General features: G+C 73.2%; 19 protein-coding genes. 8 read left to right on the forward strand and 11 right to left on the reverse strand.

Features of this window, described 5'->3' with window-relative positions; all coding sequences use genetic code 11:
* Position 1: 1 nt before the first annotated feature.
* The 3 genes from ACQEUU_RS12685 to aceB are packed head-to-tail and all read right to left on the reverse strand — an operon-like array spanning position 2 to position 4,306.
* Positions 2–1,240, reverse strand: a complete 1,239-nt coding sequence (locus ACQEUU_RS12685; RefSeq protein ID WP_433064634.1) for an FAD-binding oxidoreductase — start codon at positions 1,238–1,240, stop codon at positions 2–4.
* On the reverse strand, positions 1,240–2,706 hold the full coding sequence (locus tag ACQEUU_RS12690; RefSeq protein WP_433064637.1) for an FAD-linked oxidase C-terminal domain-containing protein: 1,467 nt from the start codon (positions 2,704–2,706) through the stop codon (positions 1,240–1,242). The genes ACQEUU_RS12685 and ACQEUU_RS12690 overlap by 1 nt, the downstream gene beginning before the upstream one ends.
* 22 nt (positions 2,707–2,728) lie before the next feature.
* Entirely contained in the window at positions 2,729–4,306 is a 1,578-nt protein-coding gene (gene aceB, locus ACQEUU_RS12695; RefSeq protein WP_433064640.1) for a malate synthase A, read from the reverse strand.
* 145 nt (positions 4,307–4,451) lie between these two features.
* Between aceB and ACQEUU_RS12700 the strand changes: the two genes are divergently transcribed.
* The 7 genes from ACQEUU_RS12700 (at position 4,452) to holA (ending at position 14,256) form a co-directional block, all read left to right on the forward strand.
* The gene (locus ACQEUU_RS12700; RefSeq protein ID WP_433064643.1) at positions 4,452–5,141 is read left to right on the forward strand and encodes a DUF4097 family beta strand repeat-containing protein; all 690 of its coding nucleotides are present in this window, start codon (positions 4,452–4,454) and stop codon (positions 5,139–5,141) included.
* 75 nt (positions 5,142–5,216) lie between these two features.
* A complete protein-coding gene (gene hflX, locus ACQEUU_RS12705; protein ID WP_433064646.1) occupies positions 5,217–6,647 on the forward strand; it encodes a GTPase HflX in 1,431 nt (476 codons plus the stop codon).
* Between the two features lie 439 nt (positions 6,648–7,086).
* The gene (locus ACQEUU_RS12710) at positions 7,087–8,295 is read left to right on the forward strand and encodes an amidohydrolase family protein (RefSeq protein WP_433064649.1); all 1,209 of its coding nucleotides are present in this window, start codon (positions 7,087–7,089) and stop codon (positions 8,293–8,295) included.
* A gap of 13 nt (positions 8,296–8,308) precedes the next feature.
* Positions 8,309–9,343, forward strand: coding sequence for a DegV family protein (locus ACQEUU_RS12715; protein WP_433064651.1), 1,035 nt, complete (start codon positions 8,309–8,311; stop codon positions 9,341–9,343).
* Positions 9,344–9,716: 373 nt separating this feature from the next.
* On the forward strand, positions 9,717–10,442 hold the full coding sequence (locus ACQEUU_RS12720) for a helix-hairpin-helix domain-containing protein (RefSeq protein WP_433064654.1): 726 nt from the start codon (positions 9,717–9,719) through the stop codon (positions 10,440–10,442).
* A gap of 281 nt (positions 10,443–10,723) precedes the next feature.
* On the forward strand, positions 10,724–13,183 hold the full coding sequence (locus ACQEUU_RS12725) for a ComEC/Rec2 family competence protein (protein WP_433064657.1): 2,460 nt from the start codon (positions 10,724–10,726) through the stop codon (positions 13,181–13,183).
* Between the two features lie 89 nt (positions 13,184–13,272).
* Positions 13,273–14,256, forward strand: a complete 984-nt coding sequence (holA, locus tag ACQEUU_RS12730; RefSeq protein WP_433064659.1) for a DNA polymerase III subunit delta — start codon at positions 13,273–13,275, stop codon at positions 14,254–14,256.
* Positions 14,257–14,362: 106 nt separating this feature from the next.
* On the opposite strand, the gene ACQEUU_RS12735 is transcribed toward holA, so the two are convergent.
* From ACQEUU_RS12735 to ACQEUU_RS12765, 7 genes are all read right to left on the reverse strand, one after another.
* Positions 14,363–15,061: an ABC transporter ATP-binding protein gene (locus tag ACQEUU_RS12735; protein ID WP_433064662.1), complete on the reverse strand. Its 699-nt coding sequence runs from the start codon at positions 15,059–15,061 to the stop codon at positions 14,363–14,365.
* Positions 15,051–15,977 (reverse strand): ABC transporter ATP-binding protein, encoded by a 927-nt coding sequence (locus tag ACQEUU_RS12740; protein WP_433064664.1) that lies wholly within the window; start codon positions 15,975–15,977, stop codon positions 15,051–15,053. Before ACQEUU_RS12740 ends, ACQEUU_RS12735 begins: the two co-directional genes overlap by 11 nt.
* Positions 15,974–18,562, reverse strand: coding sequence for an FtsX-like permease family protein (locus tag ACQEUU_RS12745; RefSeq protein WP_433064667.1), 2,589 nt, complete (start codon positions 18,560–18,562; stop codon positions 15,974–15,976). The genes ACQEUU_RS12740 and ACQEUU_RS12745 overlap by 4 nt, the downstream gene beginning before the upstream one ends.
* Positions 18,559–21,645 (reverse strand): FtsX-like permease family protein, encoded by a 3,087-nt coding sequence (locus ACQEUU_RS12750; RefSeq protein ID WP_433064670.1) that lies wholly within the window; start codon positions 21,643–21,645, stop codon positions 18,559–18,561. The genes ACQEUU_RS12745 and ACQEUU_RS12750 overlap by 4 nt, the downstream gene beginning before the upstream one ends.
* Before the next feature lie 206 nt (positions 21,646–21,851).
* Complete coding sequence (gene rpsT, locus ACQEUU_RS12755) at positions 21,852–22,124, reverse strand: 30S ribosomal protein S20 (protein ID WP_433064673.1); 273 nt, start codon at positions 22,122–22,124, stop codon at positions 21,852–21,854.
* Between the two features lie 123 nt (positions 22,125–22,247).
* Positions 22,248–22,481, reverse strand: coding sequence for a hypothetical protein (locus ACQEUU_RS12760; RefSeq protein WP_433064676.1), 234 nt, complete (start codon positions 22,479–22,481; stop codon positions 22,248–22,250).
* A gap of 320 nt (positions 22,482–22,801) precedes the next feature.
* A complete protein-coding gene (locus ACQEUU_RS12765; RefSeq protein WP_433064679.1) occupies positions 22,802–22,975 on the reverse strand; it encodes a hypothetical protein in 174 nt (57 codons plus the stop codon).
* Positions 22,976–23,030: 55 nt separating this feature from the next.
* Here ACQEUU_RS12765 and lepA point away from each other — a divergent pair, with 55 nt between their 5' ends.
* Positions 23,031–24,860, forward strand: a complete 1,830-nt coding sequence (gene lepA, locus ACQEUU_RS12770) for a translation elongation factor 4 (RefSeq protein WP_433064681.1) — start codon at positions 23,031–23,033, stop codon at positions 24,858–24,860.
* A gap of 3 nt (positions 24,861–24,863) precedes the next feature.
* On the opposite strand, the gene ACQEUU_RS12775 is transcribed toward lepA, so the two are convergent.
* A complete protein-coding gene (locus tag ACQEUU_RS12775; RefSeq protein WP_433064684.1) occupies positions 24,864–26,429 on the reverse strand; it encodes a DUF6297 family protein in 1,566 nt (521 codons plus the stop codon).
* Positions 26,430–26,483: the final 54 nt, after the last annotated feature.

A 26,483-nucleotide genomic window follows, 5' to 3' on the forward strand; every position in this document is an offset into this window, starting at 1 on the left:
CTCAGATCCCTCCCACGAACCGGCCGGGAGACATCACGCGTCCCGGATCGAAGCGTTCCTTGACCCGCCGCATCAGCGGCAGCGCGCCGACGCGGCCCCACCGCTGGACGCTCTCGTACGGAGTCGCGTGCACGACGAGCCGGGCGCCGCAGCCCTCCAGCCGGTCGCGGAGCGCGGCCACCGCGCCGGTGACCCGCTCCTCGTCCTCCTCGCCGGCCCGGCCCTCCTCGCCCCACAGCTCCAGCCAGAGCCGGCCGGCCACCGCCGACCCGCGCAGCGAGAACCCGGTGTAGTGGACGGCGTCGAGCACCTCGGTCAGCGCCGCGGGCGGGAAGCGAACCTCGGCCAGCAGGCGGTCGTCGACGATCAGCCCCCACTGCGGCGGCGGCTCGTCCCGCACCGCGGTGACCACCTCGCCCATCCGCGCGGCCAGCGTCCGCGCCCGGTCCTCGGCGGCCGCGCCCTCGACCAGCACGGTCATCCAGATCGGCCCCTGGCCGTGCGGCCAGTCGAGCTCGACCGCGCTCGGCTCCTCCTGGGCGGCGGCCAGCATCGCGGCCAGCTCCCGCGCCTGGCACGGCCCGCTCTCCGACACCCGGGGCGGCTCGACCACCGCCACGATCCAGCGCCGGTCGGCGGGCAGCGGGTGGAGCCGGAACGTTGCCTCGGCGATCACGCCCAGGGTGCCGAACGAACCGGTGAACAGTTTGCCCAGGTCATAACCGGCGACGTTCTTGACGACCTTGCCGCCGGAGCGCGCGACGGTGCCGTCGGGCAGCACGACGGTGATGCCGATGAGCAGGTCGCGGGCCGTGCCGTAGCGGAAGGCGCGCGGCCCCGCGACCGCGGCGGCGAGCGTACCACCGATCGTGGTGCCTTCGGTGAACGGAACGTCGAGAGCCAGCTCCTGGCCGGTCTCCGCGAGCGCCGAGGCGAGCGCGTCCATGGTCACCCCGGCCTGCGCGCGCACCACCAGATCGCCCGCCGCGTGCTCGACGATCTCGTTCATGCAGCACAGGTCGAGCAGCACGTCCAGCCGCTCCGGCGGCGGCCCCCAGTGCAGCTTGGTGCCGCCGCCCGCGGGCACGACCGCGAGCCCGCGCTCCGCGCAGGCGCGCAGTACCGACGCGATCTCCTCGACCGTCTCGGGCAGCGCCACCCAGCGCGGCGTCACCCCGCACACGGCGTCCTCCGGCCCAGCCTCCCTGACCGTCGCGCCGGCCGGCTTCTCCGAGAGCATCAGAACTGCTCCGCCTTCCCGGACTCCACCAGCGGGTGCACGCCCTTGCGCACGCCCGGGACCTCGCCGCACAGCCGCGGCGTGGGGAACACCTTGCCGGGGTTCGACAGCCCTCTGGGGTCGAACGCGCACCGTACGAGCTGCATGGTGTCGAGGTCGTCGTCGGTGAACATGCGCGGCATGTAGCGCGCCTTGTCCACGCCCACGCCGTGCTCGCCGGTGATCGAGCCGCCGTGCTCGACGCACAGGTCGAGGATCGCGCCCGACACCGTCTCCGCGCGCTCGCCGGCGCCCGGCTCGGCGTCGTCGAACAGCACCAGCGGGTGCAGGTTGCCGTCGCCGGCGTGGAACACGTTGGCGACCCGGATGCGGTGCTCGGCCGACAGCCGGTCGATCGCGGCCAGCACGCGCGGCAACGCGGTGCGCGGCACCACGCCGTCCTGCACGATGTAGGCCGGGCTGATGCGCCCGACGGCGGCGAACGCCGACTTGCGGCCCTTCCAGATCGCCGCCCGCTCCTCCTGGTCGGCCGCCACGCGCAGCTCGAACGCGCCCGAGCAGATCTCCTTGAGCCGCGCGAACTGGAGCTCGACCTCGGCCGCAGGGCCGTCCAGCTCGACGATCAGCACCGCGCCCGCGCCCCGCGGGTAGTCGCAGGCCACCGCCGCCTCGGCGGCCTCGATGGCCAGCGCGTCCATCATCTCGATCGCCGCCGGCACGATGCCGGAGGCGATGATGGCCGACACCGCCCTGCCGCCCTGCTCGATGTTCTCGAAGGCGGCCAGCACGGTGGTGACCGACTCGGGGACCCGGCTCAGCCGTACCGTGATCTTGGTGGCGATGCCGAGCGTGCCCTCCGAGCCGACGAACGCGCCCAGCAGGTCGTAGCCGGGGTCCATCCGGTCGAGCGTCACCAGGTCGCCGTCGGGGGTGACGATCTCGCAGGCCTCGACGTGGTTGACGGTGAAGCCGTACTTGAGGCAGTGGGCGCCGCCGGAGTTCTCCGCCACGTTGCCGCCGATCGAGCAGATCTGCTGGCTGGAGGGGTCGGGGGCGTAGTAGAAGCCCTGGTCGCGCACCGCCTCGGTGATCGCCAGGTTGGTCACCCCCGGCTCCACCACGGCCCGCCGGTTGGGCAGGTCGACCTCCAGGACGCGGCGCATCCTGGAGGTGACGATCAGCACCCCGTCCTCGCGGGGCAGCGCGCCGCCGGACAGGCCCGTGCCCGAGCCGCGGGCCACGAAGGGCACCGCGAACTCGACGCACAGTCTGACCACGGCCGCCACCTGCTCGGCGGTGGCGGGAAGCACGACCACGCCGGGCGTGGCGCGGTGATAGGTGAGGCCGTCACACTCGTAGGTACGCAGCCGCACCGGGTCAGTGATCACCGAGTCGGCGGACAGCACCTCGCGCAGCGCCGCCGTCAGCGTGTCGAGCATGGCGCCTCCAGCGAGTCGGCCTTCCATCAGTGCCAATATAGGACGGCTTTTACGGCATGCGGGCGTATGCCGGAAGCGTCAGGAACTCGGCGAAGTCGTCGTCCAGCGCGACCTCCTTGAACAGCGCCGTCGCCTGGGCGAACAGCCCCTCGTCGTAGCCCGGCTGGGCGGCGATCTTCTCCAGCTCCTCGCCGATGATCCGCTCGACCAGCTCCTTGGTGACCTGCGCCCCGGTGTCGGCCAGCGTGATGTCGTTGTGGATCCACTGCCAGATCTGGGAGCGGGAGATCTCCGCCGTGGCGGCGTCCTCCATCAGGTTGTGGATCGCCACCGCGCCCTGCCCGCCCATCCACGCGGCCAGGTAGCGCAGCGCCACGTCCACGTTGTTGCGCAGCCCCGCCTCGGTGATCTCGCCCGGCGTCTCGGAGACGGCCAGCAGGTCGGCGGCCGTGACCGTGACGTCCTCGCGCAGCCGGTCGAGCTGGTTGGGCCGGTCGCCGAGCACGCCGTCGAAGACCTCGCGGCAGATCGGCACCAGGTCCGGGTGCGCGACCCAGGAGCCGTCGAAGCCGTCGCCCGACTCACGGGTCTTGTCGCCGCGGACCTTCTCCAGCGCGACCGCGTTGACCTCCGGATCGCGCCGCGACGGGATGAACGCCGCCATGCCGCCGATGGCGTGCGCGCCGCGCTTGTGGCAGCTGCGCACCAGCAGCTCGGTGTACGCGCGCATGAACGGGGCCGTCATCGTCACCGCGTTCCGCTCCGGCAGCAGGAACTCCCGGCCCCGGGTGCGGAACTTCTTGATCACGCTGAACAGGTAGTCCCAGCGGCCCGCGTTGAGCCCCGCCGAGTGCTCGCGCAGTTCGTACAGGATCTCCTCCATCTCGAACGCGGCCGGGTAGGTCTCGATGAGCACGGTCGCCCTGATCGTGCCGTGCGGGATGCCGAGCAGCTCCTGGGCGCGGGTGAACACGTCGTTCCACAGCCGCGCCTCCAGGTGGGACTCCATCTTCGGCAGGTAGAAGTAGGGGCCCTTGCCCTTGTCGAGCTGCCGCTGGGCGCAGTGGAAGAAGTAGAGGCCGAAGTCGAACAGCGACGCCGCCACCGGGTCCCCGTCGACGAGCGCGTGCTTCTCGTCGAGGTGCCAGCCGCGCGGCCGGACCACGATCGTGGCCAGCTCCTCGTCGGGGCGCAGCGCGTAGGACTTGCCGCCGGACTCGAAGTCGATCGTACGGTCGAGCGCGAGGCGCAGGTTGAGCTGGCCGAGCACGCAGTTCTCCCAGAGCGGGGAGTTGGCGTCCTCGAAGTCGGCCAGCCACACCTTGGCGCCGGAGTTGAGCGCGTTGATGGTCATCTTGCGGTCCACCGGCCCGGTGATCTCGACCCGCCGGTCCTCCAGGCCGGGCGCGGGCGGCGCGACCGTCCAGTCGCCCTCCCTGACCGCCTTCGTCTCCGGCAGGAAGTCGAGCGTGCCGCCGGCCGACAGCTCCCGCTGCCTGACCTCGCGGGCCTCCAGCAGCTCCAGCCGCCTGCCGTTGAACTCCCGCTGCAGCGTCGTGAGGAACGCGAGCGCCTCGGGCGTCAGGACCTCGTCGAACCGGTCGAGCATCGGGCCGGTGATCTCCATGGTGCGATCTCTTTCCGCTTCGTGGAAATGTTGTTCTGAATAATGGAAGTGAAGGTACGTCATCCGGGTTCGGGGGGTCAAAGCCGGGGTGCCTTCCGGGGCATCCCCGATGTGCGCACGGGCCACGCGCGCGAGGATCGGAGTCATGAACAGGATTGCGATCGCGGGCGGCCTGCTGGCATCGGCCGCGTTGCTGACGGGGTGCGGGCTGGACAGCCTCGCCGGGCCGAGTGAGCAGGACACGGTCTCGTACGAGGTGACGGAGAAGGTCACCAAGCTGGAGGTGCGCAACGGCTCGGGCGACACCCTGATCACCGAGACCGGGGGCGGCTCGGTGAAGGTCGACGAGACCCTCCGGTGGCGCGGCGAGAAGCCCAGGACCGAGCACACGGTGAACGGCGACACCTTGCTGATCACGTTCGAGTGCCCGCGGACCTGGAGCGACTGCGGCGTCGACTACGAGATCGAGATCCCGAAGGGCCTCCAGGTCAAGGCCGAGACCGGGTCCGGCGACGTGACGCTCAGGTCGCTGTCCGGCCCGCTCGCCTTCAACGCCGGGTCCGGCGCCGTGGACGCCGCCGGCCTGACGAGCAAGACCGTCGCCGGCGAGGTGGGCTCGGGCGACATCGAGCTCGAGTACGCCGCCGCGCCCGACGGCGTCCGGCTGGAGACGGGCTCGGGCGGCATCACCCTGCGCCTGCCCGACGAGGGCTACGACGTGCGGACCGAGGTCGGCAGCGGGGACACCACGGTCTCGGTGCGCGACGACCGCGGCGCCCCGCGCAAGATCGTCATCAGCGCCGGATCCGGTGACGTGAGCGTGCTGCCGCGATAATGGGGTGTTGACCATGGGGATGTCGTGCCACGATCGGGGGAAGACACCGAGGTGTCCAGACGTTCCCTATAAGAGATGACACGTATGCACGAAAATCCCGCGAACCCCGCTTTCGACGAGTACGAGACCGGCGAGATGGACCTTGAGGAGCGCCAGGCACTGCGCCGCGTGGCGGGCCTCTCCACCGAACTCCAGGATGTTTCCGAGGTCGAATACCGCCAGCTGCGACTCGAGCGGGTCGTCCTGGTCGGAGTCTGGACCTCGGGCACGATCGACGACGCCGAGAACTCGCTCCAGGAGCTCAAGCTCCTGGCCGAAACCGCGGGTTCGCAGGTGCTCGAAGGCCTGATCCAGCGGCGCAAGTTCCCCGACCCCGCCACCTACATCGGCTCCGGCAAGGCGCTGGAGCTGCGTGACGTGGTCGAGTCGACCGGCGCCGACACCGTGATCTGCGACGGCGAGCTGAGCCCCGGCCAGCTCCGCCAGCTCGAAGACGTGGTCAAGGTGAAGGTCATCGACCGCACGGCGCTGATCCTCGACATCTTCGCCCAGCACGCCAAGAGCAGGGAGGGCAAGGCCCAGGTCGAGCTCGCCCAGCTCCAGTACCTCCTGCCGCGCCTGCGCGGCTGGGGCGGCAACCTGTCCCGCCAGGTCGGCGGCCGGGCGGCCGGCGGCGTCGGCATCGGCGGCCGCGGCCCCGGTGAGACCAAGATCGAGCTGGACCGGCGCCGCATCCGCGAGCGGATGGCCAAGCTGCGCCGCCAGATCAGGGGCATGTCCACCTCCCGCGAGACCATGCGGCAGAGCCGTCAGCGGCGCGAGGTGCCCGCGGTCGCCATCGCGGGCTACACCAACGCCGGCAAGTCCTCGCTGCTCAACCGGATCACCGGCGCGGGCGTGCTGGTGGAGGACGCGCTCTTCGCCACCCTCGACCCGACCGTGCGCCGCTCCCGCACGCCGGAGGGCAGGCTGTTCACGATCGCCGACACGGTCGGCTTCGTGCGCCACCTGCCGACGCAGCTCGTCGAGGCGTTCCGGTCCACGCTGGAGGAGGTCGCGGACTCCGACCTGATCCTGCACGTGGTCGACGGCTCGCACCCCGACCCCGAGGGCCAGCTCGCCGCCGTGCGTGAGGTCTTCAGGACCATCGAGGGCGCGTCCGACGTGCCCGAGATCGTGGTGATCAACAAGGCCGACGCGGCCGACCAGGAGGTGCTCGACCGCCTGACGCGGCGCGAGCGCGACAGCGTCGTGGTGTCGGCCCGCACCGGTGCCGGCATCGCCGAGCTGCTCGCCCTCGTCGAACGCCGGCTGCCGCGCCTGGACCACGAGGTCACCCTCCTCGTCCCGTACGACCGGGGCGACCTGATCTCGCGGGCCCACAAGGAGGGCGAGGTGCTCTCGGTCGACCACGTCGAGGACGGCACCATCCTGAACGCCCGCGTGCTGCCGAGCCTCTACCAGGAGCTCGTGCGCGTGGGCAAGCCCGTCGAGCGGGTCGCCTAGCGGCTCGTTCCCCGAGGGCCGACGTGACCGTCAGCCAGGGCAGCTCTGGCCGCAAAGTGGTACAGGGCTGCCCAAACGCGTCAGTGGTCCGGCAACGCTGGGATTGCTAGGATTAGCCGAGCCTTTCGACTGATTGACACGGGTTAACGGATGACGGCTGCTGCGCCGACGGAGCACGCAGGGGCCAGAGGTTGAGGGTGTGTCAGGGCGACGGTTGTGAAGAGTGGGCTTTCTTCCGAATAACCCTGTACAGCAAGCCCGCATGTGAAATAACGTAACTGAACTGAAATCGCCAGATCATGCGTCCGGCGATACGGTCACCGCACAGCTTTGCGGATGAGAGCAGGAGACCCCCCATGTCGTCCGGACCCGGAGCGGACTCAGTGGGCGCGGCACAGGCCGTGCGCTGCGCGCTGCTCGCGCGTGGGGCGGTGATGCGGTGACCGTTCGGCTGCTGACCAACATCGGCCGGCTGTGGACCGGCAACGAGGTCCTCAGCAACGCCGCGATCCTCGTGCACAACGACCGCATCGCGTGGGTCGGGCGAGCCCCTGACCTGCCGCAGAGCGTTCCCGGTGTCGTCGACGACATCGTCGACGTCGACCACGTCGAGAACCTGAGCGGCGCCCTCGTCACCCCCGGACTCATCGACGCCCACACCCACCCCGTCTACGCCGGCAACCGCTACGCCGAGCTGGCCATCCGCACCGGCGGCTCGACCTCGGCCTCCATCACCGCCGCGGGCGGCGGCGTCGGCTCCACGGTCACCGTGACCCGGGGCACCGACCCGTGGACGCTCTGCAACGGCGTGCGCGAGCGGCTGCGCGGCTGGCTGCTCAACGGCACCACCACGGTCGAGGCCAAGACCGGCTACCACCTCACCCGCGACGGCGAACTCGCCGACGTGCGGCTCCTGCGCGAGCTGGAGAAGGAGCCGATGATGCCGCGGGTGCACGTCACCTTCCTCGCGGCCAACGTCGTGCCACCCGAATACTTCGGCCGGCAGCGCGAGTACGTCGAGGCCGTGGGCGCCTGGTGCGCCGACGCGGCCGCCGCCGGCGCCGACAGCGTGGACGTCTACTGCGACGAGGGCCACTTCACCACCGAAGAGTCCCGCTGGGTGCTCGCCTCGGGCCGCAACGTCGGCCTCCTGCCGCGCATCCACGCCGGCATCTTCAGCCGCCGCGGCGCCGTCCAGCTCGCCGCCGAGCTCGGCTGCGCCTCCGCCGACGGGCTGCACCACATGTCCGAAGAGGACATCGCGATCATGTCCCGGTACGGCGTGCCCGCCGTCGTCTGCCCCGCCACCGCGCTCCAGCGCGGCCACCTGCCGCCGGTCCGTCAGATGATCAAGCACGGCGTGCAGATCGCGCTCGGCAGCGACCACAACCCCGGCCACTGCGGCATCACCTCGATGTCGCTGGTGATCGCGATGGCGGTGTCGGCGTTCGGCATGAGCGTCAACGACGCGCTGCGCGCGGCCACGCTCGGCGGCGCGACCGTCCTCGGCGCCCCCGACCGCGGAGTGCTGCAGCCGGGACGGCTCGCCGACATCGTCCAGTGGGACGCCGACCACGAGGGCGCCTTCGCCTGGTCCTTCGGCCTCAAGCCGCGCCGCGTCTGGCGGGGTGGGACGCCGGTTCAGTAGCTAAAGTCGGGATATGTCGCCCGCTGTCGCCGTAGTCACGGATTCCACCGCTTATCTGCCTGAGGTGCCGGGCGTCAGCGTCGTCCCCGTACAAGTGATCTCTGGAGATCGTTCCTGGGACGAGCCCGACCTCACACGAGCCCTGACCGGGGCGACCCGTACGCGACGAGACACCTCACCCGGCGGAAGCGGATCCGCGCGGGCGACGCGAGCAGGTCTCCCGTCAGGAGCCCAGCCCGCGCCGCGAGATCTGGCGGAGGCCGGAGGCGATGCCGCGCGGGGAGATCGGGCGGGGACTGGAGGAGACGCCACGCCCGGAGATCCGGCGAGGGCTGGAGGCGGGTGCGCGTCGCTCGCATGGGGGGACCTCGCGACGGCCACCACGTCGAGGCCCGCGCCGGAGCGCTTCGCTTCCTGCTACGCGGCGCTCACCGCGCAGGGGGCGGCGGCCGTGGTCTCCGTCCACCTCTCAGGAGAGCTGTCCGGCACCGTGGAGGCGGCCAGAGCGGCGGCGCGTGAGGCCCCGCTGCCGGTCACGGTCGTCGACAGCCGCTCGATCGGGATGGGCCTGGGCTTCCCCGTCCTGGCGGCGGCCCGCGCCGCCGCCGAGGGAGGCGACCCTGAGGCGGTGGCGCGGGCCGCCGCCCAGTGCGCCGCCCGCACCCGGACGCTCTTCTACGTCGACACGCTCGACCAGCTCCGCCGCGGCGGCCGCATCGGCGCGGCGGCCTCGCTGGTGGGCACCGCCCTCATGATCAAACCTCTGCTCCGGCTCACGGACGGCCGCATCGCCCTGCTGGAGAAGGTCCGCACCGCGTCCCGCGCCCTGGCCCGCCTGGAGGACCTGGTGGTGCAGGACGCGGGCGGCGAACAGGTGGAGATCGCCGTCCAGCACCTGGCCGCTCCCGAACGTGCCGAGACCCTGGCCCGCGACCTGGCCAAGCGGGTGCGGGGAGTGACGGAGGTACGGGTCATGGAGGTGGGCGCGGTGATCGGCGTCCACGTGGGTCCCGGCATGCTCGGCATCACGATCGCCCCGGCGTCCTGACCGCACTCGGGCTGTTCGTCCTGGGCGGGACTTCTCAGTGGGGCGATGTGTCTGTGGCGCTGCTGACTGCGGGGAGCTCTGCAGATCAAGGTCAAGGTCTTTTCGGGGAAACCCCTTGGGCCGGGCGCCGCTACGCGTGCCTTCGGCCCGCTGGACCCGCCGTAGGCGAGGGGACCGCCTGGGCTGGTCGTCGGCGTCCGCTGAGGGTCCGATCGATCGAGTACGCGTCAGGCGCCCGGCCTGAAGCCGGCGATGACCGGCCCGCTGTCCGGTCAGGGCGGACCAGGGCCGAGAATTGTGGATGGGGCGTGGTCATCCACAGAATCCCGTTCTGGATCCATGGGCCGTGCGGGCGGCCCGTACGTTGCTGGCCGTGCGCGCCCAAGATTCGACGTCCGAGCGGACCATCGCCGAGTCCCGGATCCGTTCTCTCACGGGATCCGAGCCTGCCTCCTTCCTCGCCGGGGTGCCGGAGTCATTCCAGGCATTCCGGGCCTCCGCCGGTTCCCTCGACCCGGGCAGGCCGGGGCTCCGGGCCCTGCTCGCGCTCGGAGCCGTCGCCGTCCTGGTGGCGGGGTTCTTCCTCTGGCGCTCCCGGCCCGTCCCCGAGCCTCTGCCCGCCCCCACTCCGGTGCCCAGCTCGATGCCTGGCCCGGGGCCCGGCCCGGCGCAGAGCACCGCCGTGACGACGAAGGTGACCGTCCACGTCGCCGGCAAGGTCCATGATCCGGGCGTCTACCCGTTGCCCACCGGATCCCGCGTGCAGGACGCGATCAGCGCTGCCGGCGGCGTCCGCCGGGGCGCCTCCCTGGACACGCTCAACCTGGCCAGGCGGCTCGTCGACGGCGAGCAGATCATGGTCGGCCGCCCCGCCGTCGCGCCGGGTCCTGCGGAAGCCCCCGACGCCGCCGTCCTGGACCTCAACGCCGCCACGCAGGACCAGCTCGAACAGCTGCCCGGCGTGGGAGAGGTCCTGGCCTCCCGCATCGTCGACTTCCGCACCACCCACGGCGGCTTCACCAGCGTCGACCAGCTTCGCGAGGTCAGCGGCATCGGCACCCGGCGGTTCGAGGAGATCAAACCGAAGGTCCGGGTCTGATGCCCGAGCCCGCCGGCCCGAAGGCGATCCCCGGCCCTTCCACCCGGCCCCGCCTCATCCGGTCCCGCCTCATCCGGTCCCGCCTCATCCGGTCCCGCCTCATCCGGTCCCGCCTCATCCGGTCCCGCCTCATCCGGCTTCGCCCTGAGGGACTCCGTCGCTTGGGCGGCGGGCGGGGTCGTCCCCGGTGTGCCGTCGGTGGGCAGGGCGGCACGGGGCACAGCGGGCGCGAGAGCTGGGCAGTGGCGAGAGGGCGGGTCTGGCCTCTCGCGCTCCCGGCGATGGCAGCCTGGATCGCCGCGGTCGCGCTGCTCGTCTGCTCCGTACCCGTCGTCACGCTCACGGGTCTCGTCTGCGTGGGCGGCTCGCTCGCGGCATGGCGGCTGATCCGGGACCCGGCGCACCGCAACACCACCGTCGCCGTGCTGGTCTGCGTCGCCGCCGTCAGCGGTTCGATCGCGCTCCGGCTCCACGCTGTCACCACGGGTACGGTCGCCGCGCTGGCCGCCGAAGGCGCGACCGTCACCGCTGAGATCACCCTCACCGGCGACCCCAAGGTCAGACACCCCAAGCCGGGACTCTTCCATCGGGACGGCATCGTCGTCGACGCCGCCGTGCGGACCGTCCAAGTCGGTTCCACCCGCCTGGCGGTCCACACCCCGATCGTCGTGTTCGGGAACGGTTCCGCGTGGCGTCCCCTCCTGCCGAGCCAGCGGCTCATGGTCAGGGGCCGGCTCGCCGTGCCGACCTCGCCCGGGCTCGTCGCCGCGTTCCTCCTGGTGCGGGACCCGCCCAAGATCCTCACGCCGCCCTCCTCCGCGCACACGGTCGCGGGCGCCTTCCGCGCGGGGCTGCGCGAGGCCGCCGGGATCCTGCCGCCCGATCAGCGCGGCCTCCTCCCGGCCCTGGTGGTCGGGGACGTCTCGCGGCTCGACCGTCAGGTGGACGCGGACCTGGAGGAGGCGGGCCTGAGCCACCTCAACGCCGTCAGCGGCGCCAACCTGGCGATCGTCGCGGGCGCCGCCCTGGCCCTGTGCCGGTTGGCCGGCCTGCCCCTCGCCCCGAGAGCGGCCTTCGCCGCCCTGGCCATGATCGCCTTCGCGGTGGTGGCCCGGCCTTCGCCCAGCGTCCTGCGGGCTCTGCTGATGGGTCTGGTGGCGGCCCTCGCTCTCGGCACCGGCCGGGCCAAGGACGGTGTCGCCGCCCTGTCCGCGGCGGTCCTGCTCCTCATCCTGTTCGTCCCCGAACTGGCTCATTCCTTCGGCTTCGCTCTCTCCGTGACGGCCACGGCGGGCATCCTCCTGCTGGGCCCCCGCTGGCGCGCCCGCCTCACCGGCGACACCGCGAAGCCCTCAGATACCAGGACGTCAGGCGACCAAGCAGGCGAGCCGACACGGCACGGAGCGCGTCCGGTGCAGGCGGTGCGCCGTGGTGAACCGGTGCCCGTGGCGGGGGAGCGGCGGGGGCGGCACGGGTGGCAGCGGTGGCAGGGGCGGCAAGGGCGGGAGCGGCGGGGGCGGTGGCCTCGGTGGATGGCGGAGGCGGTGGTGGTGCCCACTGCGGCGCAGGTCGCCGTCACCCCCGTGCTGGTGCTCATGTCCGGCGAGATCAGCCTCGTGGCGGTGCCGGCCAACCTGCTGGCGGGGCCGGCCGTAGCGCCCGCGACTCTGCTGGGGTTCGTGGCTGCGCTGGTCGCGCCGTTCTGGCCGGAGGCGGCGCAGGTGCTGGTGGTTCCGGCGGGGTACGCGGTCGGGTGGATCATCATGGTCTCCCGGTGGGCGTCCGGCGTGCCGTTGGCCGGCGTCTCCTGGCCGCAGGGGATCACGGGGATCGGGCTGCTCGCGGTGGTGGCCGTCGTGGCGGTGGTGGTGCTGCGACGGCGGGCCTGGCGGGCCGTCGCCCTGGCGGTCACCGGCGGCGCCCTGGTCGCGGTGCTGGCGATCAAACCCATCACCGCGCCCTGGCCGCCCGCGGGGTGGGTGATGGTCATGTGCGACGTGGGCCAGGGTGACGGGCTGGTCATCGCGGCGGGGCCGGGGCAGGGCGTGGTCGTCGACGCCGGCCCGGACCCGGTCGTCATGGACCGGTGCCTGCGCCGGCTCGGGGTGCGGGACGTGCCTCTGGTGATACTCACCCACCCGCACGCCGACCACATCGACGGCCTGGCGGGCGTGCACCGGGACCGAAGGGTGGGAGCCGTCGTCACCAGCCCGCATCGCCCGTCGGCCCCGCAGAGCGCCCGGCTCAGCGCCGACCTGGCCCGCCGCCGCATTCCCGAGCAGACCGCGCAGCCGGGCACCCGCTGGCGGCTCGGCCCCTCCGAGGTGACCGTCGTCGCCCCCGACGCCACACCAGCGGAGGAAGGGCCGGGGGAGGGCAGCGCCGCCAACAACGCCAGCATCGTGCTGCACGTCCGCTGGCGCTCCGGGTCGGCGCTGCTGAGCGGCGACATCGAGTCCGAGGCCCAGGAGCGGCTCCTCCGCGGGGCTCTGCCGCAGGCCGACGTGTTCAAGGTTCCCCACCACGGGTCGCCCCGACAGGTTCCCGCCTTCTTCGCGGCGGTGCGGGCTCGGGCGGCGCTGGTCAGCGTGGGCGCCGACAACGACTACGGGCACCCTGCCCCTTCGACCCTCGGCCTGCTCCATCGCCTGGGCATGCGGGTCCACCGCACCGACAGGTCGGGCGACGTGGCCGTGATCGCGCAAGAGGGCGGCCTGGCGGTGGTGTCGCGCGGGTCCTGAAGGCGAGCCGGCGGGTGGAGGTGCGGGATGGGGCTCGGAGGAGACTCCGGAGGAAGACGGGCGGTTTGGGGTTGGAGGGTGGGCGTGGGATGCTGCTCGGCATGGCGGGAAGCGTTCCAGCACCTGTGACCTTGGTCATCGGCGATGAGGAGTTGCTGGCGGAGCGGGCCGTGAGCGCGATCGTGGCGGCGGCGCGGGCGCAGGACGCCGGGGCCGAGGTGCACGACCTGGTCGGTTCCAAGGTGACGACGGGGGAGCTGACGCAGCTCACGTCGCCGTCGCTGTTCGGCGACCGGACCGTCGTGGTGGTGCGGTCCGCGCACGACCTGGGGAAGGACGTGATCTCCGAGGTCGTCTCCTATGCCGGGCGGCCGTCCGACGACGTGGTGCTCGTGCTGGCACACCCCGGCGGGGCCAAGGGCAAGGCGCTGGTCGACGGGGTGAAGAAGGCCGGGGCCGCGGTGGTCACCGTCGCCAAGGTGACCAAACCGGCGGAGCGGCTGGAGTTCGTCAGGGCGGAGTTCAAGCGGGCCGGGCGGGGCATCTCGGGGGAGGCCGCCCAGGCGCTGCTGGAGGCGGTGGGCAACGACCTGCGTGAGCTGGCAGCCGCGTGCAACCAGCTGATGTTCGACACCCAGGACAAGACGATCACTCCGGCGGCGGTGGCGCGCTATCACAAGGGCCGGGCCGAGGTGACCGGGTTCAACGTCGCCGACTCGGCCGTGGAGGGGCGGCTCGGCGAGGCGCTGGAGCAGCTGCGGTGGGCGCTGGGCACCGGCGTCGCGCCCGTGCTGCTGGTGAGCGCGCTGGCGGGCGGGCTGCGGTCCATCGCCAAGGTCGCCGGGGCGCCGCGCAACCTGCGGGGCGGTCAGCTGGCGAGCCACCTGGGCATGCCGCCGTGGAAGATCGACCGGGTGAGGAGGCAGGTCAAGGGCTGGGGGCCCGAAGGGCTCGCGCGGGCCATGCAGGCCGTGGCCGACGCCGACGAGCAGGTGAAGGGCGGCGGCGCCGACCCCGCTTACGCCCTGGAGCACACCGTCCAGGTCATCGTGGCCAGCCGCACCGGCCGCTGAGGACACCCACGAGACACGGGGCCGTGGTCGCGACCCGCCGGGGGCGGGATGCGCGCCGGTCGTCAAGGGGTGTTCCGGTCGTCCTCCATGGTGGGCGATCCGCCGGTCAGGACGTCTGGAGCGAGGATTCGCGGAGCGTGCCGTCGCTGATCTCCAGGACCCGGTCGGCCAGGGTGATCAGGCCGGGGTCGTGGGTGGCGACCAGGGCCGTGACGCCCTCGCTGCGGACCAGGGCGCGCAGCAGTTCCATGATCTGCCGCCCGGTCTGCGAGTCGAGCTGGCCGGTCGGCTCGTCGGCCACCAGCAGGCGCGGCCGGTTGGCCAGCGACCGCGCGATGGCCACCCGCTGCCGCTGACCGCCCGACAGCTCGTACGGGCGCTGGTTCGCGTGCTTGTCGAGCCCGACGAGGGCGAGCAGGGTGCGGACGCGTTTCTCGCGCTCCTCGACGGGGGTGCGGACCAGCCGCATCGGCACGCCCACGTTCTCGGCGGCCGACAGCACCGGGATCAGCCCGAACGACTGGAACACGAATCCGATGACGTCCCGGCGCAGCGCCAGCAGCGCGTCCTCGCGCATCGCGGTGACCTCCTGCCCGGCCACCACCACCCGCCCGGAGTCGGGCCGGTCGAGCCCGCCCACCTGGTTGAGCAGCGTCGTCTTGCCGGACCCGGAACGCCCCCGGATGGCGACCAGTTCGCCTGGGTACGCCTCGAACGACACCTCCCGCAGCGCCACGACCTCCTTTGGCCCGGTGCGGTAGACCTTGCGCAGCCCTTCGACGACGACCAACGGTTCACTGCTCATCGGCGGGCTCCTCCCGTACCGGCCACACCCCGATGTGGTCGGTCTCCAGCTCCAGGCGGACACGGCGTTCCATGTCGAGGGCGTTCATGAAGTCGCGGGGCAGCTGCAGCCGGCCGACCCGGTCGAGCACCGCGTACTCCTCGGCGACGACCTGCCCCTCGGCGCCCTCGCGGCGCAGCGTCTCGCTGCTGGTGCGCCCGTCGCGGATGCCGATCGTGCGGTCGACCTGCTCGGAGACGAGCGGGTCGTGGGTCACCACGACCACGGTCACGCCGAGCTCCCTGTTGGCCCTGCGCAGCGACTCGAAGACCTGCTCGGACGTCTCGCTGTCGAGTTCGCCGGTGGGCTCGTCGGCGAGGATGAGCTGCGGCGCGTTGGCGAGCGCGACCGCGATGGCGACCCGCTGCTGCTCGCCGCCGGACATCTCGGGTGTCCTGCGGTCGGCGCAGTGGCTGACGCCGAGCAGGTCCAGCAGTTCGGCCGCCCGGCCGCGGCGCGTCCGGCCGGCCAGCTTCATCGGCAGTTCGACGTTCTCGCGCGCCGACAGGTACGGGAGCAGGTTGCGCGCGGTCTGCTGCCAGATGAACCCGACCACCTCGCGCCGGTAGCGCAGCCGGTCCCTGGCCGTCATCGACAGCAGGTCCATGCCGGCCACCCGGGCGACGCCGGCGGTGGGCACGTCCAGCCCGGACAGCACGTTCAGCAGCGTCGACTTGCCCGAACCGGAGGCGCCGACGACGGCGAGCAGTTCGCCCTTGCCCACCAGCAGGTCGAGGCCTTGCAGGGCGACCACCTCGACGCCCTCGGTCTTGTAGATGCGGACGAGGTTGTCGCAGACGATGTGCGCGTCGCCGCCGAAGGCGGGCTTCTCCCGGCCGGCCTCCGCCTCCAGCTCGGACAACGTCGGGTTCGTCACAGGCCCCCCACTCTCAGGACGGCGCTCACGTCGCGGCGGCGGCTGATGGCCGCGTGCGCGTACGCGCCGAGGACGGCGACCGCCGTGAGCCCGGCGGCCAGCAGTGCTGGGATGGTCAGGTCGAGATCATAGCCGCCGACGGGCAGCCCGCCGGCGTACGCGGACAGGTCGATGCCGGGGCCGAGCGCGGCCGGCAGGCCCAGGCCGAGCCCGAGACCGGCGGGCGCGGCGAGGAGGATCAGCGGCAGGACCTCCAGCACGGTGAGCCGCCGCGCCTGCCGGTCGGACAGGCCCAGGGTGCGCAGCAGCGACAGCGCCCCGGCCCGGTCGGCGGCGCCCATCACGAGCGCGATGAGCACGGCGACCACCGCGTAGCCGCCGAGCGCGACCGTCACCACGAGCAGCGTGGTGCTGACCGCGCCCGTCATCGGGTCGGCCTGGATGGCGGCCAGCGCGGCGGCCTGCGTCTCGACCCGCGCGTCCGGCACGGCGCGCTCCAGCGCGGCCCGGTCGGCCGCGCCGGAGAGCAGCAGCGTGTTCACGACGGGCCGCTGCCCCACGTCGAACGGCAGCACGGCGAACTTGCCCTCGGTGAAGAACCCCGGCACCGCCGGTACGACGCCCGCCGTGGTGATCGTCAGCCGTGACTGCCAGCCGATCTCGAACGTGCCGCGCCCGCTCAGGCCGGGCGACACGAGCACCGGCAGTCCAGGACCCGCGGCGGGCGGCGCGGGCGGGGCCAGCGGCGCGCCCGCCATCAGCTCCCGCCACCGCGCCAGGTCGACGGCCAGCACCCGGGCCCGTTCCGAGGTGCGGCCGACCTGCACGTCGGCGAGCTGCGCCGGCACCACCCGGGTCACGCCGGGCACCTGGCGCACCCGTTCGACCTCCTCGGCGGTGAGCTCCCGATCAGAAGTGATCTTGATCGGGGCGCCGACGGTCTGCCACGCGGCCAGCCGCTGCGTGCTCGACACGCTCCCGGAGATCACCGACGCGAACACCGAAACGCCCAGCGCGGGCAGCAGGATCAGCGCCGGGAGCACGCTGGACGAGCGCGCCCTGGCCGCCCGCGTCAGTCCCAGGAAGGCCACGGCCGGCCGGGACCTGGCGGTGGCCCGTACGAGCAGGCGCAGCGGGTACGGGTAGCAGCGCATGGTGATCAGCGCGGCGGCGAGCGTGAGCGCGAGCGGCACCAGCAGCAGGAACGGGTCCAGGCCCGCGGTGGCGGCGCCGCGGGTGCGCAGCAGGTAGGCGCCGGCCAGGGCGAGGCCGACGATCAGCAGTTCCAGCGTGACCCGGCGGGCGGAGGGCCGGGCGGCCGTCACGTCGTCGCGCCGCTCGCGCAGCGGCGCCCGGTGGGTGAGGGCGATCCGCGCGGCGGCGAACGCCACCGCCGTCACCGCCACGGCGGTGGGCCCGGTGTGCACGAGCGGCGGCACCGGCCCGGGGAAGAGGTAGGAGAGCGCGTACCCGAGGGCGGCGGCCGGCCCGACCACCAGCGCGACCAGTCCGGCGCCGGTCCCGGCGACCTGCGGCAGCGACCCGCCGCGGGCCCGCATGAGCGACAGCGCCTGGTCCATCCGGCCGATCAGGAGTTGCACGGCCAGCAGGATCACCCCGGCCGCCACCACGAGCAGCCCGCCGAGCACCAGGAACATCACGACCTGCGCGGTCGTCAGCGCGGCGCGGAACTCGGCGAGCAGTCCGGGCAGCCCGGTCGAGACGACGGTGCCGGACGACAGGCCGGGCTGCACCTTCAGCACCCGCGTGTACTCGGCGAGTGCCTCGTCCAGCGCGCCCGCCTCCCGGGCCTCGGGCCGGGAAGGGTCCACCGGCAGGACCCACCGGTAGGACAGGTTGCGGCCGCCACCGCCCAGCATGCCCAGCGCGGCGTCGCCGACCAGCGCGGTGGTGTGGAACTCCTCCTGGGTCCCACCCGGCCGCTGGAGCCAGGTGACGTTCAGGATCTCGCCGTTGTGCGACCAGTAGCCGTCGGCGGCGTCCCGCGCGCGGAAGACGCCGACCACGCGCACGGCGGCGAGGTCGCTCTGGCCGATGACCGTCAGGTCGCCGACCTTCAGCCGCATCCTCTCGTGGGCGTCGGCGGAGACGCCCACCTCGTAGAGGGGAAGGTCCTGCCCCTGCCACCGGGTGGTGCCGACGTTCTCGGGGGCCCGGCCCTCGACCCACTCCACCCGCCGTTCGGCGTCGGACAGCCAGCCGAGGTTGACGTATCTGAGGCCGCCCGAGCCGTACACCGGCGTGCCGTGGGTCCTGGCGCCGGCGTGCCCGTCGCCGCTGAGCAGGCTCTTGAGCGGCTCGGGCACCAGCTCCCGGTACCGCTCACCGTGCGCGGCGAACTGGCCCGGCTCGCGCGGCTCGCCCTCCCGCCCGGACGAGGTCAGCGTCGCGGTCACGTCCCGCTGGTAGGCGGGCGCGGCGGCCAGCGACGCCCGCAGCGCGCCGTCGAAGGCGGCCTGCAACGTCCGCGGGAGGCCCGCCACGAGCACGCACGCGCTCAGCGCGAGCAGCCCCAGGACGGCCGCCGCGCCCCGGTGCACCCGGGCGAGCCGCAGCACCCTCACGAGTCCTCCCCGATGCGCAGCGCCCGGCCGAGGCCCTGGCGGCGCAGGTTGCCTGCCAGACCGGCGACGATCCCGAACAGCACGGCCGCCACCCCGGCCAGCAGGCCCGCGGTCGCCCCCCACGGGATGTCGAGCAGCACCTCGGGGGTGACCGCCGACGCCTGCCCCGTCAGCACGATGTGCGGCACCACCAGGCGGCCCACCACCGCGGCCAGCGCCGTGCCGGCCACCAGCGAGAGCACGACCACGAACGCCTGCTCGACCGCCAGCAGCCCGAACACCTGCCGGGAGCTGACGCCGAGCGCGCGCAGGATCGTGAACTCGGCCATCCGCTCGCGGGCGGCCACGGCCGCGTTCACCAGGAAGCCGAGCGCGGCGAACACCAGCGCTGCCACGAAGCCGAGGATGAGCGCGCCCTGCAGCCCGCTGGCCAGCGGGTCGTCGCGCAGGCCGGCGGCCAGTTCGCCCCGGTCGACCACGGTCACGTCCCACGCGGGGTTGCTCCGCAGCGCCAGCGCGGCCGGCCGGGTGTCGCCGCCCTCGACGGCCAGCCACCACTCGGTGGCGGGTCTGGGCGGTCGTCCGTTGGCCAGGTCGTACGCCTGCAGGGTCGCCCAGTCGGCGAGCAGGGCCGGCTGGCCGGGTTCGGCGGTGGGCATCCGTTCGACGACGCCGGCCACGGTGACGTCGATGACCTGGCGGTCCAGGTTGACGCGGCCCGTCTGCCCGGCCGCCAGCTTGTTCGCGGCGGCGAGGTCGGCGGTGAGCACGACCGGCAGCGGGCGTGACGGCGGCGCCGGGGCGAACCCGGCCACGACCGGCCGCTCGTCCGTCACGTCCAGCCGCACCTCGGGCGCGCCGACCGGCTGCCCGTCGGCGCTCAGGCCGGACAGCGTGACGGTCGCCGCGCCCTGCTCCGGCATGGTGGCGGCGAAGCCGCGCACCGACAGCGGGTAGGCGATCTCACCGCTGCGCCCGGCCAGCCCTTTGAGGTCCGCGCTCAGCCGTCCGTCCCCGGCGGCGGTCAGCGGCAGGTCACGCCACACGCCGAGGGAGTCGGAGACGCGCACGCGCAGTGGCAGGCTGCGGTCGGTGCGCGCCTCGACGGAGAGCGCGGCGGGCCGGCCGGGCAGTTCGAGGGCCCCGTCCGCGGGCCGGCCGTCCACCAGCGCGCGGCTCATGCCGGCGAGGGACTGACCGGACAGGTCAGGGCGGAGCCGGAAGAGCGTCTCCAGCTCGGCGGCGTCCAGGGAGAGCAGGACGGCGGCGTCGCCGCCCACCTCCACCTGGCCGCGGAAGGCGGGCGAGGCGGCGGTCACGCCCGGCAGCGCGGCGAACGCGCTGCCGCGCCCGGACGACCCCAGCTCCGGGGAGTCGGGCGGGCCGGACAGCCGCAGGTCCGCGCCGGCCTGGTGGCCCGCCTGGTCGAGCTGGGAGCCGCGCCAGGTGGCGGCGGTGGCCATGGACATGACGCCGATCGCGATCGCCATCGTCAGCAGCAGGGCGGGTCCGGCGTAGCGGAGCGGGCGCCGGCTCACCTGCCAGGCGCCGAGCGCGGGCGCGAGCCCCGGCCGCCGGGCGGTGATCCGCTCCGCCAGCCGGGACACGCGCGGCACCAGCCGCAGGCCGAGCATGCCGCCGGTGAGCAGCGCCAGCGCGGGGCCGGAGACGATGAGCGGGTCGATGCCCAGGCCGCCGCCGGTGGTGCCGGTGACGGGCGAGCCGTAGTGCTGGAGCTGCCAGATCGCCAGCGCCGCCACCGCGAGCAGCGCCACGTCCGCGCCCGCCCGCTCGATCAGGCCGCGTCCCGCGCCGCGCCCGCGCGCGGCCTGCTCCTCGACATAGGTGCGGCGCGCGCCCGCCAGGGCCGGCAGCGTGAGCAGCACGGCCGCCACCAGGGCCACGCCGAACGAGATCAGGAACGTGCCCGCGTCAGCCGACGGCGCCAGGCGCACACCAGTGGCCCGGATCCACGGCAGCGCGTTCACCGCGGCCAGCAGCGGCGGCCCGAGGAACGGCGCCGCCACCGCGCACGGCACCGCCACCAGCAGCGCCTCACCGCCCGCCAGCGCGGCCAGCCGCAGCGTGCCCGCCCCGCGCGAGCGCAGCAGCGCCACCTCCATCCGCCGGTGGTCGGCCAGCAGCCTGGCGGTCAGCATGAGCGCGTACGCGGCGAGCAGCATCAGCTGCAGCACCGGGATCAGCATCGTGGAGCGCGCCACCAGCGACGCGGTGTCGAGCTGGGTCAGCATGCCGGGCAGCCGGGTGGCGGCCGTGCAGTTCGGGCAGCCGTTCTCCTTCAGCGCCTCGTCCAGGCCGGCCACGTCGGCGGCCAGCGGCCGCAGCCGCTCAGGGGTGAGCGTCCGCAGGTCGGGGACGGCGGTCCAGGTCGTGCTGACGGCGGTGGCGAAGCGGGCGAGGAACGTCTCGCGCGGCACCATCAACGGCCCGTACGTGGTGAACTCGCCGATCTCGATCCCGCGGCCGAGCAGTTGCTCGCCCGCCCAGCGGTCGCCGTACGGGTCGTCGAGCTGGAAGACGCCGGTGACGCGGACCGTGACCTGCCGCCCGTCGAGGCGGCCGCGCACGGTGAACTCCCGCCCCTGCTCCAGGCCGGACGCCGATGCCGCGGCCAGCGGGATCGCCGCCTCGACGACGCCGTCGCCCCCGGGGCGCGGCCAGGCGCCGGAGACCAGGCGGGCGTGCTCGTCGAGGCCGTCGTAGCTGCCGAACCTGAGCAGCTCCGGCACCTCGCGGCGCTCCTGGCCGGGCATCGTGTACGAGTCGGAGTGGAAGCTCGTCGAGAACGCGGCGGGCGTGCCGCCGAGCGCCTCGCTCACCCGGGCGCGGACCGCCGCGTCGTAGCGGGGGAACGTCTCGTCCGTCACCGGGGCGGTCACGGTCACCGCCACCTGGCGCAGCGGCGCGGTCTCCATCGTCCGTCGCACGCCCGCCTCGGCGATGGAGGAGGCGTACATGGTCAGCGCGACGAGCGTGGTGGTGGCCAGCAGGATCGAGCCGAACGCGGCGAGCAGCAGGAGCGGCTCGCTGAGCGCGCGCTTGACGACCCACGGCCCCCGCATCCGATCCCTCCATGTCCGCTCTCCAGGAGGATTGGGCAGCGGATCGCTGAGGGCAAGGGCGCCCGATCAACGGTGACGGAGAAGATGCGGCGTGGCGATGCGTACGTGATATTGAAACTGTGACATTGCGCCCTCGCCGGGATGCGGACAGCAGAAAACGCCGCACCTCATGAAGAAGTGCGGCGCTCCCAGGGCTGGACCAGGACCTACTTGCTCTCGGTGAGCGCGGCGGCCCGCTTGGCGATCGCCGACTTGCGGTTGGCGGCCTGGTTCTTGTGGATGACGCCCTTGCTCGCGGCCTTGTCGAGCTGGCGGGCGGCGATGCGCTGCAGCGCCACGGCCTGCTCGAGGTCGCCCTGCTCGGCGGCCTCGCGGAACTTGCGGACGGCCGTCTTGAGCGACGACTTGACCGCCTTGTTGCGCAGGCGAGCCTTCTCGTTCTGCTTGTTGCGCTTGATCTGGGACTTGATGTTCGCCACGAAGAAGCCTCGGTGAAAGTCTGAAGTGGTGGATGAAGCGCGCGGGCTCGTTGAGAGGGCGCGCCACACGCAGTTGCTCAGGCTACCAATAACCCAGCTCGCCGCTCAAATCAACGACCGGGATCAGGATAACCAGTTCTCCTCGTACTCCCGCCAGTCCTCCTCCGTGGCCGCGAAATCCACGTACAGCGCCAGCCCGAACCGCTCGCGCGCGCCGTGCTCCGACAGCGCCGGCTTGGCGCCCTGCCCCGCCATGGCGACGCTCTCCGCCGCGTCGCCCCACGGGATGCCGTGGTCGCGGTAGGCGGGGCGCGCCCTTCCTGGTCTCGTCGAGCAGGACGAGGAAGTCCGTGTCACCGTCGCCCAGAGGCTCGAAGTTGTAGTGGATCCCGTCGAAGCCCGCCTTCATGACGGACGCGACGCCGTCGAGCACGTTCCGGCCGGCGGCGAGGTCGTCCAGGTCGAGGCCGGCGGCCTTGACGGACTGCCCGAGCCCGCACGCCCGGCAGATGCCTCTTCACCCACTGGACGAACCGCGGCGCCTCCGGATGCCTGGCCGGGTCGAGCCGCCCGTCCAGCCCGAACGGGCCGGAGTGGACGTACAGATCCTTGACATCCGTGGTCCGCAGGCGCTCGGCGAGGACGCGCACGTCCTGCTCGTCCCGCCGGCCGTCGACTCACATGTGACCCAGCCAGAGGGCGTCGTTGCCGGTGCTCATCGCCCAGCCCGCCGGAGCCCCGGTAAACTGGAGGCGGAACGCGGCGGCCAAGACGCCGATCAGCGCGACCACGACGACCAAGGCGAGCGCGATCAGGCGCAGGCCGCGGCGCAGGACGGTTCGGAGCATCATCCGGGCATGTCACCATGAAAGACGCTTGACCTCAAACCTGTCGGAACGGACTTCGGTGCGCACTCAGCCTGGCCAGACAGACCCCGCGTTGATCCGCAACTTCTGCATCATCGCGCATATCGACCACGGCAAGTCCACGCTTGCCGACCGGATGCTGCAGATCACGGGGGTGGTCGACGACCGCTCCATGCGCGCTCAGTATCTCGACAGGATGGACATCGAGCGCGAGCGCGGCATCACGATCAAGTCGCAGGCGGTCCGGCTGCCGTGGGACGGGCACGTGCTCAACATGATCGACACGCCTGGTCACGTCGACTTCACCTACGAGGTGTCGCGGTCGCTGCAGGCGTGCGAGGGCGCGGTCCTGCTCGTCGACGCCGCCCAGGGCATCGAGGCGCAGACGCTGGCCAACCTCTACCTGGCGATGAACGCCGACCTCCACATCATCCCGGTGCTCAACAAGATCGACCTGCCGGCGGCGCAGCCGGAGAAGTTCGCCGAGGAGCTGGCCGGTCTGATCGGCTGCGACCCGTCCGACGTGCTGCGCGTCTCGGGCAAGACCGGCGAGGGCGTGCGCGAGCTGCTCGACCACGTCGTCCAGGAGGTGCCGGCCCCGATCGGCCGGGCCGACTCGGCCGCCCGCGCGCTCATCTTCGACTCCGTCTACGACACCTACCGGGGCGTCGTCACGTACGTGCGCGTGTTCGACGGCCATCTGGGCAAGCGCGAGCGCATCCTCATGATGTCGACCGCCGCCACCCACGAGACGCTGGAGATCGGCGTCATCTCGCCCGAGCCGAACCCCGCCGAGCTCGGCCTCGGCGTCGGCGAGGTGGGTTATCTGATCACCGGCGTGAAGGACGTCCGCCAGTCGCGCGTCGGCGACACCGTCACCTCCGCCGTCAAGCCGGCCAAGGAGATGCTCGCCGGCTACGAGCACCCCAAGCCCATGGTGTTCTCCGGTCTCTACCCGATCGACGGCGACGAGTACCCCGAGCTGCGCGAGGCGCTCGACAAGCTGCAGCTCAACGACGCCGCGCTCGTCTACGAGCCGGAGACGTCGGCGGCGCTCGGGTTCGGCTTCCGCGTCGGGTTCCTCGGCCTGCTCCACATGGAGATCGTGCGCGAGCGGCTGGAGCGCGAGTTCGGCCTGTCGCTGATCTCCACCGCGCCCAACGTGATCTACCGCGTGGTCATGGAGGACGGCAGCGAGCTGACCGTCACCAACCCGTCGGAGTTCCCCACCGGCGGCAAGATCGCGCAGGTCTTCGAGCCGGTCACCAAGTCGACGATCCTGGCCCCGTCCGAGTTCATCGGCGCGATCATGGAGATCTGCCAGGGGCGGCGCGGCCAGCTCCTCGGCATGGACTACCTGTCGGAGGACCGCGTCGAGATCCGCTACACGCTCCCGCTTGGCGAGATCATCTTCGACTTCTTCGACCAGCTCAAGTCGCGCACCCGCGGTTACGCCTCGCTCGACTACGAGCCGGCCGGGGAGCAGGAGTCCGACCTGGTCAAGGTCGACATCCTGCTGCAGGGTGAGCCGGTCGACGCCTTCAGCGCCATCGTCCACCGCGACAAGGCCTACGCCTACGGCACCGAGATGGCCAAGAAGCTGCGCGAGCTGATCCCCAGGCAGCAGTTCGAGGTGCCGATCCAGGCCGCGATCGGCGCCCGCGTCATCGCCCGCGAGAACATCCGCGCCATCCGCAAGGACGTCCTGGCCAAGTGCTACGGCGGCGACATCTCCCGTAAGCGCAAGCTGCTGGAGAAGCAGAAGGAAGGCAAGAAGCGGATGAAGATGGTCGGCCGGGTCGAGGTGCCGCAGGAGGCGTTCGTGGCCGCCCTGTCGACCGACTCCGGCTCCGACAAGACCAAGAAGTAGGCCCTACCGCCGCTGCCGGTACGCGTACGCGAGGAGCGCGGCCAGCCCGGCGACCGCCTGGGCGGCCAGATGGCCCGACAGGTCCGCCGGCCGGCTGACCAGCGCGGCCAGCGCCGGCAGGCAGCCGAGCAGCGCCAGGTCCGGGCCGGTGGCCGCCCACAGCGCCGGACCCATGGGGACGGCGCCCATGGGCGTGTCGAACAGCGGCAGCGAGTGGTCCACCGGCGGCCTGCGCGCCATCCGGAGCGCGCCCGCCGCCAGCGCGGGCGCGACCAGCGGCCCGAACGCCCACCAGGGGCCCTGCCATGCCCCGGCCGCCGCGAGCCAGCCCAGCGCGGCGGCCGTCCAGGCGCCCGCCAGCAGGGCGGGCAGCAGGGCGCGGGCCAGCAGCGCGGCGCGCGGGTCCACGGCGGCCAGCCGGGCCAGCGCCGGATTGCCGGCATCCCGGCGGGCCCCGGCCACCGCGCTCGCCGCGACGGCCAGCGCCCCCGCCAGCAGCGCCGCAGCCGGTCCCAGCGTGCTCACGAGTCCGGCGACGTCCTCGGCCCCCGGGCCCGCGAGTGTCTCCTCGCTGAGCGCGCCCGCGGGAACGCCGGCCGCGGAGGCGGAGCCGACGGCCTGGGCGAGAAGGGCCGGGAGGGCGGTGGTGGCCGCCGTCAGCGCCAGGCGGCCGGGGCGGCGCGCCACGCGACGCCAGTCCTGCCAGGCCAGCGCGAGCGGGGCGGGCAGTGAGGGCCAGCGCCGGGAGCGCAGGCGCCTGGCCCGCCAGTGGTTGTCCTCGGCCGCCCAGGTGAGCGCCCCGGGGTCCAGCCGCACCGCCGCCGTGGTCAGGTGGCGTGCCCGCGTCGCCGCGCCCATCAAGGTGCCGGCCGGTATCCGGTCGAGTGATGTCCACGCGTGACGTACCAGAAGGGCGGCGGACACCAGCGCGCCCGCCGCGGCGGCGCCGAGGGCCTGGGCCGGCGCGGCGGCGACCGCGGCGAGCGGCCCGCGCGCCGCGCCGGCGGCCGCCGCCACGGCCAGCACGAGCAGCGCCGCCAGCGCGACCGTCATCCAGGTCTGCGACGCCTGCGACCCCTGGCCGAGCACCGCCAGCGCCATCCCGCCGGCGCTCGCCGACATCCCCAGCACCACCGCGGCGAGCAGCCGCCAGACGAGCTGGTCGGGAGCGCCCAGCGCGGTCAGCAGCGCCAGCCCGAGCAGCGCCCCGGCGGCCAGGGTGACCACGGCGAGAATCCTGACGGGCCGCCCGAGCAGCCCCCGGCGGCCGACGCGCGACAGCAGCAGCCAGGAGGCGTCGGTGGCCGGCAGCACCACGGGGCCCGCCGCCCGGCCCACCGCCAGGAACCCGGCCAGCGCCAGCATCACCAGCGCCACCCCCGGCCCCGTCCGTCCGGCCTCCACCTGCCCGGCCAGCCCCGCCACGGCCGTCGTCACCGGGTTGCCGAAGACGGCCACGGCGATGGCCAGCATGAAGACGGAGACGTACCGGTCGAGCAGGGTGACCGGCCGGCGCCGCCGCGACCGGACGAACGCGCGTACGAGCCGGGCGTCGGTGACGTCGTTCATGCGGGGTTTCCCATCGGAGATCAGATCGGCCTGCCGGGCGTCCGCGCGGCGGGG

Origin of the sequence: Nonomuraea sp. CA-218870 (assembly GCF_050936535.1) — a bacterium.
Classification (GTDB): Bacteria; Actinomycetota; Actinomycetes; order Streptosporangiales; family Streptosporangiaceae; genus Nonomuraea; species Nonomuraea corallina.